Annotated in this window: 18 protein-coding genes; 9 read left to right on the top strand and 9 right to left on the bottom strand. The window is 36.1% G+C overall.

The annotated features are described in order from the left end of the window. The first annotated feature begins 17 nt into the window (after nucleotides 1-17). From ACPWSR_RS01940 to ACPWSR_RS01925, 4 genes are all read left to right on the top strand, one after another. Nucleotides 18-1,775, top strand: coding sequence for an ABC transporter ATP-binding protein/permease (locus ACPWSR_RS01940; RefSeq protein ID WP_426350015.1), 1,758 nt, complete (start codon nucleotides 18-20; stop codon nucleotides 1,773-1,775). Further along, nucleotides 1,768-3,423, top strand: a complete 1,656-nt coding sequence (locus ACPWSR_RS01935; protein ID WP_426350014.1) for an amino acid ABC transporter ATP-binding/permease protein — start codon at nucleotides 1,768-1,770, stop codon at nucleotides 3,421-3,423. Before ACPWSR_RS01940 ends, ACPWSR_RS01935 begins: the two co-directional genes overlap by 8 nt. Before the next feature lie 11 nt (nucleotides 3,424-3,434). Further along, entirely contained in the window at nucleotides 3,435-3,755 is a 321-nt protein-coding gene (locus ACPWSR_RS01930) for a nitrous oxide-stimulated promoter family protein (RefSeq protein ID WP_426350013.1), read from the top strand. A gap of 297 nt (nucleotides 3,756-4,052) precedes the next feature. After that, the gene (locus ACPWSR_RS01925; RefSeq protein WP_426350012.1) at nucleotides 4,053-5,027 is read left to right on the top strand and encodes a Gfo/Idh/MocA family protein; all 975 of its coding nucleotides are present in this window, start codon (nucleotides 4,053-4,055) and stop codon (nucleotides 5,025-5,027) included. Between the two features lie 35 nt (nucleotides 5,028-5,062). On the opposite strand, the gene ACPWSR_RS01920 is transcribed toward ACPWSR_RS01925, so the two are convergent. Further along, nucleotides 5,063-5,899, bottom strand: a complete 837-nt coding sequence (locus ACPWSR_RS01920; protein WP_426350011.1) for a M15 family metallopeptidase — start codon at nucleotides 5,897-5,899, stop codon at nucleotides 5,063-5,065. Nucleotides 5,900-6,087: 188 nt separating this feature from the next. On the opposite strand from ACPWSR_RS01920, the gene ACPWSR_RS01915 reads away from it, so the two are divergent. Continuing rightward, the gene (locus ACPWSR_RS01915) at nucleotides 6,088-6,948 is read left to right on the top strand and encodes a GNAT family N-acetyltransferase (protein ID WP_426350010.1); all 861 of its coding nucleotides are present in this window, start codon (nucleotides 6,088-6,090) and stop codon (nucleotides 6,946-6,948) included. Nucleotides 6,949-6,973: 25 nt separating this feature from the next. Here the strand turns inward: ACPWSR_RS01915 and ACPWSR_RS01910 are convergent, their stop codons facing one another. From ACPWSR_RS01910 to ACPWSR_RS01900, 3 genes are all read right to left on the bottom strand, one after another. Further along, on the bottom strand, nucleotides 6,974-8,131 hold the full coding sequence (locus ACPWSR_RS01910) for a DUF2812 domain-containing protein (protein ID WP_426350009.1): 1,158 nt from the start codon (nucleotides 8,129-8,131) through the stop codon (nucleotides 6,974-6,976). Between the two features lie 146 nt (nucleotides 8,132-8,277). Next, entirely contained in the window at nucleotides 8,278-8,475 is a 198-nt protein-coding gene (locus ACPWSR_RS01905) for a hypothetical protein (RefSeq protein ID WP_426350008.1), read from the bottom strand. Between the two features lie 37 nt (nucleotides 8,476-8,512). Beyond that, complete coding sequence (locus ACPWSR_RS01900) at nucleotides 8,513-9,358, bottom strand: VOC family protein (protein WP_426350007.1); 846 nt, start codon at nucleotides 9,356-9,358, stop codon at nucleotides 8,513-8,515. Nucleotides 9,359-9,552: 194 nt separating this feature from the next. Between ACPWSR_RS01900 and ACPWSR_RS01895 the strand changes: the two genes are divergently transcribed. Next, nucleotides 9,553-10,377: an HAD-IIA family hydrolase gene (locus ACPWSR_RS01895; protein WP_426350006.1), complete on the top strand. Its 825-nt coding sequence runs from the start codon at nucleotides 9,553-9,555 to the stop codon at nucleotides 10,375-10,377. Between the two features lie 60 nt (nucleotides 10,378-10,437). Here the strand turns inward: ACPWSR_RS01895 and ACPWSR_RS01890 are convergent, their stop codons facing one another. The 5 genes from ACPWSR_RS01890 to wrbA form a co-directional block, all read right to left on the bottom strand. Continuing rightward, nucleotides 10,438-11,352 (bottom strand): TPM domain-containing protein, encoded by a 915-nt coding sequence (locus ACPWSR_RS01890; protein WP_426350005.1) that lies wholly within the window; start codon nucleotides 11,350-11,352, stop codon nucleotides 10,438-10,440. A gap of 43 nt (nucleotides 11,353-11,395) precedes the next feature. Then, nucleotides 11,396-11,941: a LemA family protein gene (locus ACPWSR_RS01885; RefSeq protein WP_426350004.1), complete on the bottom strand. Its 546-nt coding sequence runs from the start codon at nucleotides 11,939-11,941 to the stop codon at nucleotides 11,396-11,398. Nucleotides 11,942-11,946: 5 nt separating this feature from the next. Beyond that, nucleotides 11,947-13,110, bottom strand: coding sequence for a toxic anion resistance protein (locus ACPWSR_RS01880; protein ID WP_426350003.1), 1,164 nt, complete (start codon nucleotides 13,108-13,110; stop codon nucleotides 11,947-11,949). A gap of 12 nt (nucleotides 13,111-13,122) precedes the next feature. Next, nucleotides 13,123-13,827, bottom strand: coding sequence for a 5-bromo-4-chloroindolyl phosphate hydrolysis family protein (locus ACPWSR_RS01875; RefSeq protein ID WP_426350002.1), 705 nt, complete (start codon nucleotides 13,825-13,827; stop codon nucleotides 13,123-13,125). Between the two features lie 203 nt (nucleotides 13,828-14,030). After that, entirely contained in the window at nucleotides 14,031-14,642 is a 612-nt protein-coding gene (gene wrbA, locus ACPWSR_RS01870) for an NAD(P)H:quinone oxidoreductase (protein WP_426350001.1), read from the bottom strand. 306 nt (nucleotides 14,643-14,948) lie between these two features. On the opposite strand from wrbA, the gene ACPWSR_RS01865 reads away from it, so the two are divergent. The 3 genes from ACPWSR_RS01865 to ACPWSR_RS01855 all read left to right on the top strand — a co-directional run bounded on the left by ACPWSR_RS01865 (nucleotide 14,949) and on the right by ACPWSR_RS01855 (nucleotide 18,705). Then, the gene (locus tag ACPWSR_RS01865; RefSeq protein ID WP_426350000.1) at nucleotides 14,949-15,596 is read left to right on the top strand and encodes an adenylate kinase; all 648 of its coding nucleotides are present in this window, start codon (nucleotides 14,949-14,951) and stop codon (nucleotides 15,594-15,596) included. A gap of 133 nt (nucleotides 15,597-15,729) precedes the next feature. Then, nucleotides 15,730-16,593 carry an NAD(P)-dependent oxidoreductase gene (locus ACPWSR_RS01860; RefSeq protein ID WP_426349999.1) on the top strand — a complete coding sequence of 288 codons (864 nt, stop codon included), beginning with the start codon at nucleotides 15,730-15,732 and terminating at the stop codon, nucleotides 16,591-16,593. Between the two features lie 117 nt (nucleotides 16,594-16,710). After that, a complete protein-coding gene (locus ACPWSR_RS01855) occupies nucleotides 16,711-18,705 on the top strand; it encodes an LTA synthase family protein (RefSeq protein ID WP_426349998.1) in 1,995 nt (664 codons plus the stop codon). The last annotated feature ends 2 nt before the right edge of the window (nucleotides 18,706-18,707 follow it).

Genomic DNA, 18,707 nt, shown 5'->3' with positions numbered 1-18,707 from the left:
AGGAGTGAATTAGCCGTATGATGATTAACAAAAGACTAATTAATACTGTAGAGGAATCCAAAGGCTATATTATTAAGAATGTAGCTTATCAATGGATTGCACTACTGGCAAATATAATTGCTGTCTTTAATATAGGACTCTTAATTCAAAGAGTGGGCAGTGGTAGAGTCATGATTATAGAGTTGGTTTGTGTACTAGCTATAGTATTATTAATGATTGGAATTAGATATTTCTGCAATATAAAAGCAGGGAAGATGTCCTATAAGGCTTCTGCTAAGGTTAAAACAACCTTGAGAGAGCTTATATATAAAAAACTTTTAGCCCTTGGAAATGGCTATAAGGAAAGGGTATCTACTAGTGAAATAGTACAAGTTTCTGTGGAGGGTGTAGAGCAGCTTGAGGTGTATTTTGGAAGATATCTTCCTCAGTTTTTTTATAGCCTGCTGGCTCCCATAACCCTTTTTGTTGTACTATCCTTTATAAATATAAAGGCAGCAGCAGTACTTCTTGCCTGTGTTCCTCTGATACCAGTATCAATAATAGCTATACAAAAGCTTGCAAAAAAGCTTTTGAGTAAATATTGGACAATATACACAGGACTGGGAGACAGCTTCTTAGAAAATGTTCAGGGAATGACTACCTTGAAGATATTCCAAGCTGATGAGGCAAAGAATAAAGAGATGAACGAGGAAGCTGAGCTATTTAGAAAAATAACCATGAAGGTGTTAACTATGCAGCTTAACTCCGTTACTATTATGGATTTAATAGCCTTTGGTGGAGCTGCTTTAGGTGCTATCCTAGCAATTACAGAATATCAAAAAGGTAATATTGCTCTATGGCAGGGCTTTGTAATAATAATGCTTTCAGCAGAATTTTTTATTCCTTTAAGACTTTTAGGATCCTTTTTCCATATAGCAATGAACGGAATGGCAGCCAGTGATAAACTCTTTAAGCTGCTGGATATGGAAAAGGAAGCTGTAGATGATTATCAGGAGGAAGGCTTTGCAGCTCCTGGCGATGGTTTATTCTTTAATGACCTTACCTTCTCCTATGATAATGAAAGAGAGATTTTAAAGAAGGTAAATATTGATATACCTAAGGGGAGCTTTGTAGCTCTGGTAGGTAAATCAGGCTGTGGTAAGAGTACTGCTGCATCTTTAGCTATGGGCTTTAGAAAGAATTATCAGGGATTTATTTCGTTAGATGGTGAGTCTATAAAGAATATAAATGAAGAAGAACTAATGAAGAAGGTTACCTACTTAAATCATAACAGCTATATTTTTAAAGGAACCGTAAGAGAGAATCTATTGGTTGGTAATAAGAAGGCTACTGACCAGGATATAAAGTCCGTACTTAAGCAGGTAAACCTATATGATTTCATCATGGAGAATGGTGGACTTGATATGATGATTATGGAGAAGGCTGGTAACTTATCTGGTGGACAGGCTCAGAGACTAGCTTTAGCAAGGGCTCTTCTTCATAATTCTGAGATGTATATCTTTGATGAGGCTACCTCTAATATAGATGTGGAAAGCGAAGAAGCTATAATGACAGCTATTAAGGAAATGGCTAAGGATAAAACAATATTATTGATCAGTCATAGACTAGCTCAGGTAGTGGATGCAGATAAAATATATCTTTTAGAGGATGGAAGAGTAAGGGAAGAAGGAACCCATAGAGAGCTTATGAATAAGAAAGGACAGTATTCCAGGCTATTCTTAAAGCAGCAGGAGCTGGAGAGCTATGGAAGAGAGGAGAGTGTAATCAATGGGTAAAGGTAGATTTAAAATAATATTAAAGCTTTTAGCCCTTGTGAAGCCTCTGCTGCACATTATGGCTATTACAGTAACCATGGGTGTTATAGGCTTTTTATGTTCAATTTTTATAACTATATTAGGAGGCTATGGCTTAGTTAATGCCTTTGGTCTTTCTACTGGAATAGCTACTAAAACAATACTTGTGACAGTTTTACTCCTTGCAGTGCTTAGAGGTGTATTAAGATATGCAGAGCAAGCAAGCGGGCACTATATTGCCTTTAGACTTCTGGCTATTATAAGAGACAAGGTGTTTAAGGCTCTTAGAAGACTTGCCCCTGCTAAGCTAGAGGGTAAGGATAAAGGTAATCTTATTTCAATAATCACTTCAGACATTGAACTTCTAGAGGTGTTTTATGCTCATACCATAGCACCTGTAACCATAGCTATAATTACTTCTGGAATAATGCTGTTCTTTATCGGAAGCTTTAATCCGGTTCTTGCTGTAGTTGCTTTACTAGCATATATAACTGTAGGCTATATATTACCAAGACAAAACTCTAAAAGAGGTAAAGAGGACGGAAAACAGTATAGAAATTCCTTTGGAGAATTAAATAGCTATGTGTTAGATAGCTTAAGAGGTCTTAGAGAAACCATACAGTTTAACGATGGTCAGGATAGATTAGAAAAAATGGTTAAGAGCTCTGACGAGCTCGATGGGCTTCAGGAAAAGCTTAAGGAGCATGAAGCAAAAACAAAGGCCATCACTGATACGGTAATTTTATTGTTTTCTTTGGGAATGCTCTTTACAGGTATATTCCTATGGAGTAGAGGAATCGTTGATTTTGTGGGAGTGGTTATACCTACTATAGCAATGATGAGCTCCTTTGGACCTGTAGTTGCCTTAAGTAATCTATCTAACAATCTTCTTCAGACCTTAGCCTGTGGTGAAAGAGTTCTAGCAATTCTAGAGGAGGAGCCAGAGGTCATGGAGGTAGAGGGAAAGGAAGAGATTGATTTTCACGGTATATCCTGTGAGGAAGTGAATTTTTCCTACGATGACGAAAAAATACTATCAGATTTTACTATAGAGATACCTAAGAATAAAATTCTGGGGATTACAGGAAAAAGCGGAAGTGGTAAATCTACCTTCTTAAAGCTTCTCATGAGGTTTTGGGACAGAGATAATGGAGATATAAAGGTATCAGGGAAGGACATAAAGGAGCTGAACACCTCCTGTCTGAGAAAAATTCAGAGCTATGTAACCCAGGAAACTTATTTATTCAAGGATTCTATCGAGGCAAATATTAAGCTTTCAAGACCAGAGGCTACTCATGAGGAAGTAGTAGAAGCAGCGAAAAAAGCATCTATCCATGAGTTTATTATGTCTCTTCCAGAAGGGTATAACACAAAGGTAAGCGAGCTGGGAGAGAGTCTTTCAGGAGGAGAGAGGCAGAGGCTTGGAATAGCTAGAGCCTTCTTACAGGATTCACCATTACTTTTATTGGATGAGCCTACCAGCAACCTAGATAGCTTAAATGAAGGGATAATTCTAAAATCAATTAAGGAGGAATGTAAGGACAAGACCGTTGTTCTTATATCCCACAGAAAATCTACCATGAATATCGCCCATGAGGAATATTCCGTAGAAAGAGGCAGGGTATCCTAGAGGTGATAGCTTTGAAAAAGAGTAGAGTTGAAAAAGAAAAAGCTATGATTATTAAGATGATAGAAATCTATTATAAAAAGGAAAGTCATGGAACACCTGAAGAGAGAGAAGAGCTGAAGGCTTATGCCTTAAAACGCCTAGATAATTGCCGTCATGGTGATAACAAGGGCTTCTGCTCCCACTGCACTACTCAATGTTATGCTCCAAAATACAAAGCTAAAATTAAAGAGGTAATGAGATATTCAGGACCAAGGATAATCTTTTATAATCCTTGGATGGCTATAAGTCATCTGTTAGTAGACAAAATAAGGGACTTAAGAGCTAGCAATTAGCAAATTATCAATAAAATATACTAATAAACTATAAGCAGGCTATGAAAGTAAATTACTATTCATAGTCTGTTTTTGCTATATAATTATTATTGATGTATAAAAATAGTTAATATTGAAACATTTTCAACAGTGTATCGTTATCTAAGTGAAGGGAGGGATGAAGGGGTATATATTTACGATATAAAGCTTTCTTCTAATAGTAGATGATGAAAATGTTAACTTTTTCCTGAGGGATTAATTCTCTCAGGAAATTTTGTTATACTGGAATAAAAGGTAAATTTAGAAAGGAGTGGGAAAATGAAGATAGGAATATTGGGAGCTGGAAATATAGGTGGTACTATGGCCTATACCGTAAGCAATATGGAGGAGGCAGAGTGCTATGCTGTAGGCTCAAGAAGTCTTGAAAAGGCTAAAAGCTTTGCAGATAAATATAATATAAAAAAGGCTTATGGCTCTTATGAAGAGCTGGTGAAGGATCCGGAGGTGGAGCTGATTTATATTGCTACCCCTCATTCAGAGCATTATGCTAATGCTAAGCTCTGTCTTGAAAACGGTAAACATGTCCTCTGTGAAAAAGCCTTTACAGCTAATGCAGCTCAAGCAGAGGAAATAATTTCTCTTGCAGAGTCTAAAGGCCTTCTGATAACAGAAGCAATATGGACTAGGTATCTACCAATGAGATGGGTGCTTCAAGAGATAATAGATAGTGGTACTATAGGGGAGGTAACCTCTTTAACAGCAAATCTGGGATATATATTAAATGAGGTTAAAAGAATGGTGGATCCTAATCTTGCTGGGGGAGCTCTTTTAGACTTAGGTGTATATCCCATAAACTTTGCTTCCATGATATTTGGTGATGACATAGAAAGAGTTACCTCTGATTGTGTAAAGACTGAAACTGGAGTTGATGGACAGAATACTATAATTATTACCTACAAAGGCGGAAAGGTAGCAGTGCTTCACAGTAACATGCTTGCTGTCACTGATAGATATGGTATTATCAACGGTAGCAAGGGCTATATTGAGTTCAAGAATATCAATAATTGTGAAGGCATTAAGGTTTATGGTACTGATAGAGAAGTTATTAAGACCTTTGAAACACCAAAACAGATTACAGGCTATGAATATGAGGTACTGTCAGCAATAAAGGCTATTAGAGAAGGACGAACTGAATGTCCAGAAATGCCTCATAAGGAAACCGTAAGAATCATGAAGCTTATGGATAGTCTGAGACAACAATGGGGAGTTATTTACCCTTTTGAAAAAGCCTAATAAATAAAAATACCTTGCCAGGAGCAAGGTATTTTTTATTTTAGGAATAAGCTTAAATCAATATCTACAATATCGTACTTCTTTGCATTGCTGTCATTGAAATGCCACCATTCGCTGTCTATATAAGTGAAGCCATGCTTAACCATGATATCTGTTAAGAGCTGCATGTTTTTTCTGGCCTCGCTGCTCATATTGGGATTATTTCTTGAAGCTCTTTCTGAAAAGTCGTCAAAGCCAGAGGGCATTTCTACTTCCTTGCCTGAAGAGTCTACTAAGGTAATATCTACAGCACTTCCTTTATTATGTATAGAACCACCCTTATAGGGGTTGGCTACATATCGACTGTCTTGGACAAGGTCCCAGAAGATAACCTGAACAGAAACCGGTCTGTAAGCATCCCAAACCTTAATTCTGTAGCCTAAAGCCATTAGCTCTCTATTAGCAGCAGCCAGCTTTTCAGCAGTTTCCGTTCTTAATACTGCAATGGCTGTTGGATATACAACCTGCCCGGTAAAATTGTCTTGAGTAGCATATTTTAAGTCTATAACTAAATTCTTATCTAAGGAGCTGAGGAGTACGAAACCATCAACTATCTTAGGCCCTGATACCTCCGGAACAACAGTATCATCCTCATTTGCTTCTTGAGGGTTAGGAGCTTTCTCTGGAGCTTTGTTAGCTTCTTGAGAAGTGGGAGGTGTGGCTGGCTCGGTCTTAGCTTCAGGCGAGGGAGTTTCATCCTCAATAACTGCTGAAGAGGCTTCTAAAACCTTACTAGCATCCTTTCCTTGAGAACCTTTAATATCCTTATCAGGAGAACATCCGGAAAGAATAAGACTTATTAATAGAATAATTATATATAGCTTTTGCTTCATGGGTATACCTCTTTAATTATTTTTATGTGAGATAATGCGTTTTATAAATTTATTATACATTATTTGTATCATATAGTTAATTATACAGGAAGAATATAATTATCATAGTCGTTTATTACAATATATGGTAAAATAATTTATAAATAAAATAACTAGTTTAATAGATTTATTATTATGAGGTGAGAGCTATGGAAGAAATAAAGATACTTACAGGTGTACCAGAAGAGGTTCTCTGTGAAGCCTTTGTAGAGGCCTTTTCTGATTATCAGGTGAAGATGGATTTCCCTTTGTGGAAATTTCAGGGGATGCTTAAGAGAAGAGGCTTTAATAGAGATTTTTCTATGGGGTATTTTTCAGAAGGGAAGCTTGTAGGCTTTATATTTAATGGTTATAGAGAATATAGGGGGAGGAAAACTGTCTATGATTTAGGTACAGCAGTACTGCCTGGCTATAGAAATAAGGGGATTACTTCTAGGGTTTTTAAAGAAGTTAATGAGCTTCTAAAAGAAAAGGCGGTAGAGGTTTATCTTTTAGAGGTTATTCAATCAAATACTCCTGCAGTTGAGCTGTATAAGAAAAATGGTTTTAAGGTAACTAGAAGCTTCAATTGCTTAAACTATAATAAAGAAAAAGGTATAATCTTTAAAAATAGAGAGGGAATTAACTTAAAAACATTGGAGATAACAGAGGAGACTTTGATGGCATTATCCTACTTTTGGGACTTTTATCCCTCCTGGCAGAACTCTATAGCTTCTGTATTAGCCTACAAAGAAGCCTTTCAGGGAGTCATAGCAATTGAAGAGGGAGAGATAGTGGGTTATGGAATTATAGATACAAAAACAGGGGATATACCTCAGCTTGCTGTGGATAAAACGAAAAGAGGACAGGGAATAGGCACAGCAATATTAGGCTATCTGAAGGACCATACTGATTCAAAGGGAATGGCAATGTTAAATATTGAGGAAGGGGCTTCATATTTGGAGGGTTTTTTGATAAGTATGGGCTTTGAGAGTGGAGTAACACAATATGAGATGATCCTAGATAAATAAATAGCACCCACGGGGTGCTATTTATTTATTGGAATTTTTCCTTTACAATATGCATTTGCTCCTCAGTCATTTCAAAATTTAGGGTTAATACAACTACCTTGTCCGGGTATGATAATGCATAACTCTTATACTCATCATTTTCAGTATAGTAAGCTGCTTCACTACCAAAGGGAAGGGTTTCTATACTTGTATAAGGTTTCTTATAGAACGGATCCTTGAGAATAATATCCTGCATAATATCATCATAAAGAGAGGGGAATTTTGTTTTATAAACTGAATAAACTAGTGAATCTCCAACCAATTGAAATGGGGATGTTTCCGATTCTACAAGACTTTCATACTGGTGCATATACACAGTATTATTAACTAAAATGGACCCGTATTTATGGGCAGTTTTTCTATGGTTAGTTGTTACAGGTAAATTTATATCTTCAAGAGTTAAAGGGAGGGTTACAGGATATTTAACTTCATTATTAATATCATCAGCTGTAATAAGTAATAAGGATAAAATTGGGATTAATAAAGGTAAATAGCTGATTACAAAACGTCTGTATTTAAAAGTTTTTATAATATCCTTTTTACTGTCCTTATCCTCTACCTCAGAACTATTACTTTTGTTCTGCCAACGGATGAATTTTACTAGCTCTGTTATATATATAATGGCGATTATTGGAAATATTATGAGGTAAAGGAGTAAAATAGGTTTATTCATTAGTACATCAATAAATGGAGAGTTAATAAAAGATATTAAAGTATATAAGAATAAGGAGATACACATAAGAATAATAGGAACCAAAGAGTATAAGGTGCTTTTTTTTATTAATTTATAGGTTAAGCTTTTATCCTCACCGGGGAAACGTATATTATTTTCATTAAAAAATACATGAGTATCATTAAATGAGTCAATGAGCTTCCAGCCTTCTTCTGTTATTGATTGTAAGGACAAATCATTTCGGTTTAAGTTCTTATCCTTGGCCTTATTTTTGCTTTTATTATAGGGAAGAAGACGAAAATTTACTGTCTTGGGCTTAGTCTTTTTAAAGTGCAAGGAGGAGTTTTTTATATGATCTAGTATCCATCCTTCCCTTGCCATGGCCCCCAGGTATTCCTCTACCTTTGAATAATCATAGGAAAAAAAGTTTAATCTAACTTTCTTTTCGTTACTTTTATTATTATCTTTCATAATAAAAATCCTCCTATTAATAAATATAATACAATTATATCATTAAATAGTAATAAATGTTAAAAATGTAATGATATTTGAATTCGTAAGTCTTGTACGCTTCTAAAAAAATAGCACCCTCTGAGGGTGCTATTTTTTCAAATCTTTTAAAGCTCAGTACTTATGGTCTGACTTTTTCCACATTCCGGGCACACAGCATTAAAGGAAAGGGTTCTGCGAAAACGCCTCATTCCAGTAGGCTTTACGCCTTTTTCGAAGACGAGCTGAGCTCCGTTATTTTCGCCTATTTTTGCTTTACATTCAGAGCATCTAAATTCTTTATTTTGTTTAAAAGTTAATTCCATAAGGATTCTCCTTCCGTAGTACAGTTTGTTTTTTAGTTTATACCGATAGTATTATTGTGATACCTGCTGGGTCACTTGTAATATAGGAGTAATCTTTTTTAGTAACCTTATATCCCATATTTTCTAGATTAGCTAGTTGCCTGTCTAATAGCTCCTGGCTTCCATAGGTTATATCATAGTAAGCAAGACCAGTGCTATTTGAGGGAGGTGCTGAAGCTGATGACCCATTCCAGGTATTTATAGCTATATGATGATGATAGCCATTGTTAGAGAGAAATACAGCATTATAATAAGGTAGGACAATATCAAAGCCTAATCCTTTTACATAAAAATCTGTACTCTTATTTAAATCATTAACATGAAGGTGAATATGCCCCATAACAGTATTACTGGGAAGTCCCTTCCATGTTTCATCGGCTTCTTTAAGTAAATCCTCTGTATTTAAAGGATCCGTGGACATTTTAACATATTTATTTTCTATAGTCCACTGCGAAGAGGGTCTATCGGAGTATATTTCTATTCCGTTCCCTTCAGGATCCTCTAGATATATTGCTTCGCTCACATGATGGTCAGCAGCACCTATAGGGTATTTCTTGTTAGCTATATGAAGTAAGAAGTTAGCTAAATCCTTACGCTCCGGTAGAAGCAGTGCAAAATGGTATAAGCCTGTAGTTCTTTTAGGCTTCAATTCATAGGATTCAGAGTAGATTAGAGTTAATAGTGGCTGTTCTCCATCTGCTGTAAGCTCTACAGTATTTTCAATGCTTTTTAAAACCTTGAAACCCAAAATATCTTTATAAAATTCAATTGACTTTTCCAAATCTTTAACCTTTAATGCCACATGGTTTATATGGGTGGTGGGCTGAGAATGAAAATTTACCATAAATATTCCTCCAGTGTAAAATTATCTATTAGAGTATGTTCTGCCCATTAGTTATGTTGATATACCCTATATGGGTATATTATAATATACTTTAGCTCCAAAATAAATGAACATATTATAAAATATTCCAGATGTACGTAAAATGTAATATAAATGCTATAATAGTCCTATAGCTTAATAAGGAGTTGGACTTTATGCATAATTTAAATAAGATTAAATGTTTTCTGCTTGATATGGATGGAACAATTTACTTAGGAGGAAGATTAATTCCTGGTGCTTTAGAATTTCTTGACATACTAAAAAATCAGGAAAAGAGATATATTTTTTTAACTAACAATTCCTCTAAAGGAAAAGATGCTTACATAAAAAAGCTCAGTGGCTTAGGCATTGAGGTAGGGAAGGACATGGTTTACTCCTCGGGAGATGCAACAATTTATTATATAAATAATATTAAGCCAGGAGCTAGGATATTTCTCTTAGGAACTCCTACCCTAGAAGAAGACTTTAGAAGTGCTGGTTTTGAGATTGTTAAGGAGAGAGATAGGGAGATTGATTTTGTGGTTCTAGGCTTTGATACCACTCTTACCTATGAGAAGATATGGATAGCCTGTGATTATATAAAGGCAGGAGCTACTTACATAGCTACCCATGGGGATATAGTATGTCCCTTAGAAGATAATAAAACAATGCCTGATGTAGGAGCGATGATTGAAATGATTAAGGCTGCTACAGGACAGGCTCCTAAGATTATGGGAAAGCCAGAAGAACCCATAATAGAAGCTATTACTGAAAAGTATTCCTTAAAGAGAGAAGAAATTGCCATGGTTGGAGACAGGCTATATACAGATATAAAAATGGGAGAAGTAGCAGGTATAACCTCAATTCTTGTTTATTCCGGTGAGACCACAGAGGAATTATATTCTTCATCTGATATAAGAGCTAGCTATGAGTTTCCCTCCGTAAAGGAGCTGGGTGACGCTATAATTAAAGATAAAAGTGAAGCTTTTATAGTGAAATAGCTTTATAGAATAAAGGACTATAGCCTTATGTCAATGGGCTATAGTCCTCATATTTAACAGCTATCTTCTGCCAGCACCGCCACCGCGGGAGCCTCCGCCGCCGCCAGAACGGCCACCACCACCAAAGCCACCGCCGGAGCGTCCGCCGCCAAAGCCGCCGCCTCCGAAGCCTCCAGGTCCTCTTCCCCCAAAGCCACCAAAGCCTCCAAAACCACCGAAGCCGCCGCCAAAGGGACCACCAAAGGGACCTCTTCTACCTCTTCTCCATCGGCCACCTCTTCCTCCACCACCGGAGGAAAGGATTATAATTATAACAATTAAAATGAATAAACCACCCATAGTCCTAACTAAGCCTCCGATTAAGGAAAAGACAGTGCCAATTAGTCCGCCAAATATTCCGACTCCAAAGGGGAATCTATTATCTTCATAGTTGTCGTAATCATAATTATTTCCTGCCCCTGGTGAAATATCAACATCTCCGTAAATATCCTCCAGCTCTGCAAAGAGGGCATTAAAGGTTTTTTGAACAGCTGCATCATAATTCCCGTTATCAAAATCCTCTTCAAGGTTATTATCCAATATGGTATTTAATCGTCCACTATCCAGCTTATTTTCTAATCCTTTACCCTGTACAATCCAGTACTTTTCGTCTCCAGGAACTAGAAGTAGAAGAACTCCATTATTCTTTTCAGAAGAGCCTATTTCCCACTTATTAATTAGGGTATTTGCATAATCCTCTATGTCTCTTCCAGATAAAAAATCTATTGTAACAACAACTATTTGTGCACCGGTTTTTGCATATAAAGCATCATTAGCTTTAATTATGGCATTTTCCGTATCGCTGTTTATAACACCGGCATAATCGGCTACATAAAAGTCCTCCATTGGCTCTACCACATCTATGGCATGAGCAGGGGTGTAAAAGAAAAACAATGAAGCAAAAATCAACATAAGGTGTTTAATAAATATTTTCATCTATCTTCCTTTCAGTTAATTAATAACTAGGTAATTTATATTATTATCTAAAAAGCTCTGCTTTATTAATTCCTACAACCCTGCTTATAAGAGAAGCAGGGAAGCCTTCTAGTATATTGTTAAACTCTGCAGCCTTGTCATTATAACCATCATGGCTTATAGTATCATTCCTTGAGGTTAGATTGCTGTATAAGGAACGTCTATAGCTTTTATCCTGGTCAGTAAGCTTAAGCTCTTCAGCTCCTAAAGCTGTATACAGCTCTTCTACAGCTTCTGTGAGTCTGAGATTAGCTTTGTATTTATCAGAGATGCTCTTGGAGTTTACTAGAGAGTCTCTAGCATCAAGGGTATTTTCTATCACAGCATTATCTGCATCAATATATTTTTTTGCAATGGTAACCAGATTATAGGAATTGTCAATACGATTATTTAAGTCATTTTCAATACCTAAGCCATCACCATCTACTCCCTGATAAAAAGCTCTATTAACTTGATTATATAGCTTATTTAAAGAACGATACCCACCAAAAGGTATAGAAATAGCTATCATAAGAAGCATTACAGCTATTGCTATTTTTTTGTTATACAATTATATCAGCCCCTTTGCTGTGGAGCTTCTCTTTTGCTCATTTCCAACAGCTTATTTTTAAGATCTCCTTCGATTTTCTGAAGCTCAGCTTCAGCAGCACGTCTCTTAGAACGTCCTTCATCCTGAATTGTTATAACCTCATCAAGGGTTGAGATGAGCATTTCATTGGTATGAGAGAGAGTTTCAATGTCTACTATAGCTCTTTCCGATTCCTTAGCAGCATCTATAGTTGAGGTCTTAAGAAGCTCTGCATTCTTTCTTAAAAGCTCATTGGTCATATCTGTAACCTCTCTTTGAGCCTTGATAGCCTGCTGAGTATGTGCCATGCCTAAGGCTAGCACCATTTGGCTCTTCCATAAGGGGATAGTATTCACAAGAGTAGTCTGTATCTTCTCCACCATGAGAACATCACTGTTTTGAACCATACGAATTTGAGGAGCCATTTGAATGGATATGGTTCTTGTGAGCTCTAAATCATGAAGCTTTTTTTCGAAGCGGTTGCAGAGCTCAGCCATGTCATTTACTGCTTGGGCATCTTCTGGTAGTCCGCTCTTCTGCGCCTTATCTATGAGCTCCTTGAGGTCTGTTTGTCTTATTTCTTCCAGGCGCATTTTACCAGCGGCTATATACATGGATAGCTGTTTATAGTTGTGAACATTCATTTCATAAAGCTGATCCAGCATTGTAACATCCTTAAAAAGCTGAACCTGATGGCCTTCTAATACATTGATAATCTTATCAACATTCACTTCAACGGTATCATATTTGCTTTTTAAAGCCGTAAGCTTATTAGTTTGCTTTTTGAAAAAGCCAAAGATTCCTTTGCTTTCCTCTGTGGCATCAAAGCCTCGAAGCTCTACTATAAGGTCGGAAATCATATTTCCCACTTCCCCTAAATCCTTTGCCTTAACCTTCGAAAGTGCCTGCTCTGAAAAGGAGGAAATTTTACTTTGTGCATCGGACCCATAATTTAAAATAATGTTGTTATCTGTTACATCTATTTTCTTTGCAAACTCTTTAACTATTTTTTGTTCCTCAGGAGAGAAGGCCTCTAATTCATTTTGCACCTGTACTGCCTCCTGTGTCTTAGTGGGGGTAGTCTCCAGTTTGAATTCTGGAGTATCCAGCTTTAATACGGGAATTCCATTGTTTTCGTTAATTTCAGCCATAATAATCCTCCTTTATATTGTTCTATTATTTTTTTTATTATTTAAGCTATCCTTATCTCTGAGTCCATCGGCAGAAAGGAGTCTTTCAAGCACTGTCAGGTCTGTAGATATATCCATGGCCTCATCCATAAATAAGGCATCTAATTGCTTTTCCATTGCCTTTGTTATATCTGGGAGGGACCTTTCTATTTTGCCCATAGCTGAGGAAATATTCTCAGAGGAGATAGATTGATTTTCCATATCCTCGTAGGAATCTAGGATTTTTACAACAGAAGGAAGATAGAAATTTACCATTCTTCTAACCATCCTGGCTTTTTCAGGTTTTTCTGCTATATGATCAAAAATTCTGTGAAGATAACTGATAATTTTGTTAATTTCCTGTACAACTTGAGCCTTATTAATACCTTTAACTATTTCTTCTAGCTGACCTACATAGCCTCTTCCGGTGATTAAAAGTTCATCTGCAGCTTTATCACCACTGAGTATAGGTTCAAAAGGAATAAAAACCTTCACTTTTTTAGGAGGAATAGCTTTTGATGAAATGATATATACTCCAATGGATATAAGAAGTACTATTATAAAGTGATACCATTTATACATGGGTAGTATCATAGCATATAAGAGCCATACTGCACCTACAAAATAATAGGGAAGGGCTGAGGGGATGATCTCCTCTCTGGTGATACCTTTTTCGTTTACATTATGGGTTTCCTTCATTTAATCACTTCTTTTCCTTTTATAATGATGTTCTTTTAAAATATGATTTTATTATATTATAGTATATCACGATAGAGTTTATCCTAAAAGCAATATAGAATTTATTAACTACAATTTAATACATAATAATAGTATTAGATAAGAAGCACAAAAAAGCTGATGAAAATTAAATTTTTCATCAGCTCTACTATTTGTATTACTCTCTATTTTTCCTGGCCTTTTTTGAGCCAGGAAGCTACCTCAACGGTTCTCCTAGCTTGATGATAAACTGCTTCCTTAACATCCTCTACCATTTTCCCATCCTGACCTTGAGTTACGGAAGTTCCATAAGGGTTACCTCCAGCACCATAAAGTACAGGACTACTATAACCAGGAGCGGCTATTATAGCTCCCCAGTGCATCATAGAAGTATACAAGGCCTTGATAGTAGCTTCCTGCCCTCCGTGGGGATTACCTGCGGAAGACATGCCACTTACTACCTTATTAACAAGCTTTCCCTGTGCCCAAAGAGGGCCCTGCATATCAATAAACTGTTTCATTTGTGAAGGAAGGTTACCATAACGAGAAGGAGCGCTGAATATTATAGCTTCTGCCCATTCTAAATCCTCCGAGGAAGCAACAGGAACATCCTTAGTAGCTTCATAATGTGCTTTCCAGCCAGGATTTGACTCTATAGCTGCCTCTGGTGCAAGCTCCTGAACCTTTCTAACTCTTACCTCTGCACCCATTTCTAATGCAGCCTCTTCAGCCCATTTAGCTAATTGGTAGTTTGTACCGGTGCTGCTGTAATAAATAACTGCTATCTTAATATTCATTTTAAATCCTCCTTTACATATTTTAAATTAGTTAATTATTATTAATAAGTAAGTCTAACCATATTATTTCATTATTATGAAAATAAGTCAATGAATCAGCTGTATTGTTAACAGAAGAGAAACAAATAGTAAGAATTTGTATACTTAACTATCAAAGCATATATATTGAGAAAATAAATATTTGTATAATATTATTTGGAGTAGTTTACAAATTGAGTAACACAATTTATAATATGGTATATACTATTAAGTGTTTTTATGAATATTAATATTAAAATAGCTATCACAAAAGTGGAGGTACTATAAATGAAAATGATATTATTGGGAGCTCCAGGAGCGGGAAAAGGAACACAAGCAAAGCTAATAAGCAAGAATTTTAATATTCCTCATATTTCTACTGGAGATATTTTGCGTTCAAATGTGAGCCAGGAAACAGAGCTGGGGTTAAAGGCTAAAGGATATATGGAAGCAGGAGCTCTAGTGCCAGATGAGCTGGTACTATCATTAGTAAAGGATAGACTTTTACAGGAAGATTGTGAAAAAGGTTTTATTTTAGATGGCTTTCCAAGGAATCTTCAACAGGCTAAGGCATTAAATCAGATGCTTCAGGAAATAAAGATGAATATGGATAGAGTTTTCCTTTTAAATGTGGACAAGGATGAAGTGGTTGTTAGAATCTCTGGAAGAAGATTTTGTGAAAATTGTGGATCAAGCTATCATATCTCATTAAATCCTTCAAAGCTAGGAACTAGCTGTGAGGTATGTGGTGAGGCCTTAATACAGAGAACCGATGATAAAAAAGAAGTTGTATTAGATAGAATTAAAGTGTATGAAAAGGCAACAAAACCTCTAGTAGACTACTACAGAGCACAAGGAATATTAGAAGAAATTTCTGGAAGTAAGGATATACAAGAGGTTTATGATACTATCTGCAGAGACTTGCAGGCAGTATAAATTATAATGAAATGATGATTTTAAGCCCTCATAGAGGGCTTTTTCTTTTTAACTTGTCCTTTGCTTTTTATAGAGTTAATATATTAGTATTAGTAAGAATTAAAAAGTCATATTTTGAGGAGTAGGTGATGAGATGAAAAGGATTGCATTTATAGGAGTAGGTGTTATGGGTACAGGAATGGTTAGGAATCTCATGAAAAATGGATATGAGGTGAATATATACTCCAGAACAAAAAGCAAGGCAGAGAAGCTAATTACAGAAGGAGCAGTTTGGAAGGATAGCATAGCCGAGTGTATTCAAGGACGAGAGGTGATAATAACTATAGTAGGTTATCCTCAAGATGTGGAGGAGGTTTATTTTGGAGAGGATGGAATAATCAAAAATGCTGATAAGGGTTCTTTCTTAATAGATATGACTACCACAAGTCCAGAGCTCTCCATAGCTATATATAAAGAGGCTAAGGATAGAGCCTTAAAAGCTTTAGATGCTCCCGTATCAGGGGGTGATGTAGGAGCTAATAATGGAACTCTGGCCATTATGGTAGGAGGGGAGGAAGAAGCTTTTCAGGCTTGTGTCCCTATTTTTCAGGCCTTAGGAAATAACATAGTATACCAGGGGGGACCAGGGGCAGGTCAGCATACAAAAATGGCTAATCAAATTGCCATAGCCGGTGCTGTTGCAGGAGTTTGTGAGGCTATTACCTATGCTATGGGAGCAGGACTAGATGTAGAAAGGCTTATTGAAACCATAGGTAAAGGGGCCGCAGGGAGCTGGCAGCTTACAAATATTGGACCTAAAATGTATAAGGAAGACTATGCCCCAGGCTTTTATTTAAAGCATTTTATTAAGGACATGAAAATAGCTCAAGGGGAAAGCTTAAGATTTAATAAAGAGCTACCTGTATTAGGGACAGTACTTGATATATATAAGGCGCTGGAGGAAAAAGGCTTTGGGGATTTAGGTACACAAGGGATAATAAAGCACTACAAAGGATAATAAAATATTCATTATAGCAATCATTAACTGGATAAAAACGTATAAATATATATAGAGAGTTTATATTTCCTTACAAATAGGTCATATAACCGTAATACTATTTTTAGGAGTAATGATGTGGAAAAAAGACGTGATATTAGAAAGAGAAAAGAAGCAATAGTTTTAGTACAACCTTTAAAAAATATACTATTTTACACAGTAGTCCTTATTTATCTAGAGACTCTCCTTCATGTATCCGTGTATAAAGGGCTTGACAGCGATTTAATATATCCTTTACTTTTCTCCATTCCCACCGGTGGTTTTGTGGGAACACTATCAACGTTATTTAGTGAAAAAGTAAATCATTTATTATCCATAGTCTTTACAGCCTTACTTTCCCTGTGGTTTGCAGCTCAGGAGGTTTATTATTACGTATTTAAGGTGTTTTTATCCGTTTATTCCATAGGGAACGGAACAGGAAAGATTCTTCAGTTTTATAGAGAGATATTCTCAGCTATTAAAGCTAATATTATATACATTATATTATTCTTTCTTCCAGTTATATTTTTAGCAGTTTATGGGGTAAAGAAGCTTTCCTTCATAAAAATTCCACTGATTAATGGAGGTATATTGTTTCTGGGAAATACATTAATTGCTTTTGTTTGTGTCCTAGCGGTATCTATAGGTGATAAAAGCATGTATTCTCCCCATGATCTTATATATAATAATTTCATCATGGAAATGTCTATGAAAAAGCTGGGGAATATAGCAACCTTATCCTTAGATTTAAGAAGAACCCTATGGGGAGATAGAGATGTAGATTTAGACACAGATTTTCCCGTTTTGGGAGAAGGGAAGGATGATGATACTCCAGTTTCAGAAGAGCCACCCTATGACACCTCTCCTAATATATTAGATATAAATTTTGATCTTCTAATAAGGGAGGAAAAGGACGAGGTGGTAAAGAATATGCACCTGTATTTCCAGAGTCAGCTTCCAACTGGTAAAAATCAATACACTGGAATGTTTCAGGGATACAATCTTATTTTTCTAACAGCAGAGGGTTTTTCCCCTTATGCTGTAAGAGAAGATGTTACACCTACCTTATATAAGCTGGTAAATGAAGGTTTTGTTTTTAAAAATTTTTATAATCCTATTTGGGAAGTAAGTACCAGCGATGGAGAGTATGCGGCAACCCTGGGGATGATCCCTAAAAGTGGTGTTTGGAGCATGAAGGAATCCTCAAAGAACTATTTACCTTTTTCCATGGGGAATCAATTTAGAAATCTCGGCTATAGCACTAGAGCATACCATAACCATACCTATAATTATTATAGAAGGGATTTATCTCATCCTAATTTAGGCTATACCTATAAAGGGGTAGGAAATGGACTGAAGATTAAGGAGACCTGGCCTGAATCAGATCTGGAAATGATGGAGGTTACGGTTCCTGAATTTATAAATGATGAAAAGTTTCATGCATATTATATGACAGTAAGTGGGCATTTGAACTATACTTTTATGGGTAACAGTATGTCCTATAAAAACCAGAAGATAGTTCAAGACTTACCTTATTCAGAAGAAGGAAAGGCCTATATCGCTGCTAACATAGAGCTGGATAAGGCTTTAGAGTATCTGATTAATTCTTTGGAGGAGGCTGGTAAGGCGGATAAAACAGTGATTGTACTCAGTGCAGATCATTATCCCTATGGACTTCCCAAGGAAAATCTCGATGAACTGGCCGGTCACAAGGTTGAGGAGAACTTCGAACTGTATAAAAGCAATCTAATTATTTGGTCTACCAGTATGGAGAAGCCTATAATTGTAGATAAGTATTGTTCTAGTATAGATATAATCCCTACATTGTCAAATCTTTTTGGCCTTGAGTATGATTCTAGGCTTTTAATGGGAAGGGATATTCTTTCTTATTCAAAGCCTCTGGTGGTATTTAATAACAGAAGCTTTATCACAGATGATATAATGTATAATAGCAAAACCGGTGAAATCATAAGCCTTAAAGGTGGAACGGTGACAGAAGAGTATATAAGTGATATGAATAAGGTGGTTAACAATATGTTTATATACTCAGCTAAGGTTTTAGAAAAGAATTATTATGAAAAAGTATTAAATTAGCA

The sequence above is a fragment of the Alloiococcus sp. CFN-8 genome, assembly GCF_049943125.1.
GTDB lineage: Bacteria > Bacillota > Clostridia > Clostridiales > Clostridiaceae > JAEXZL01.
This window is presented reverse-complemented; position numbering and strand designations above follow the sequence as displayed.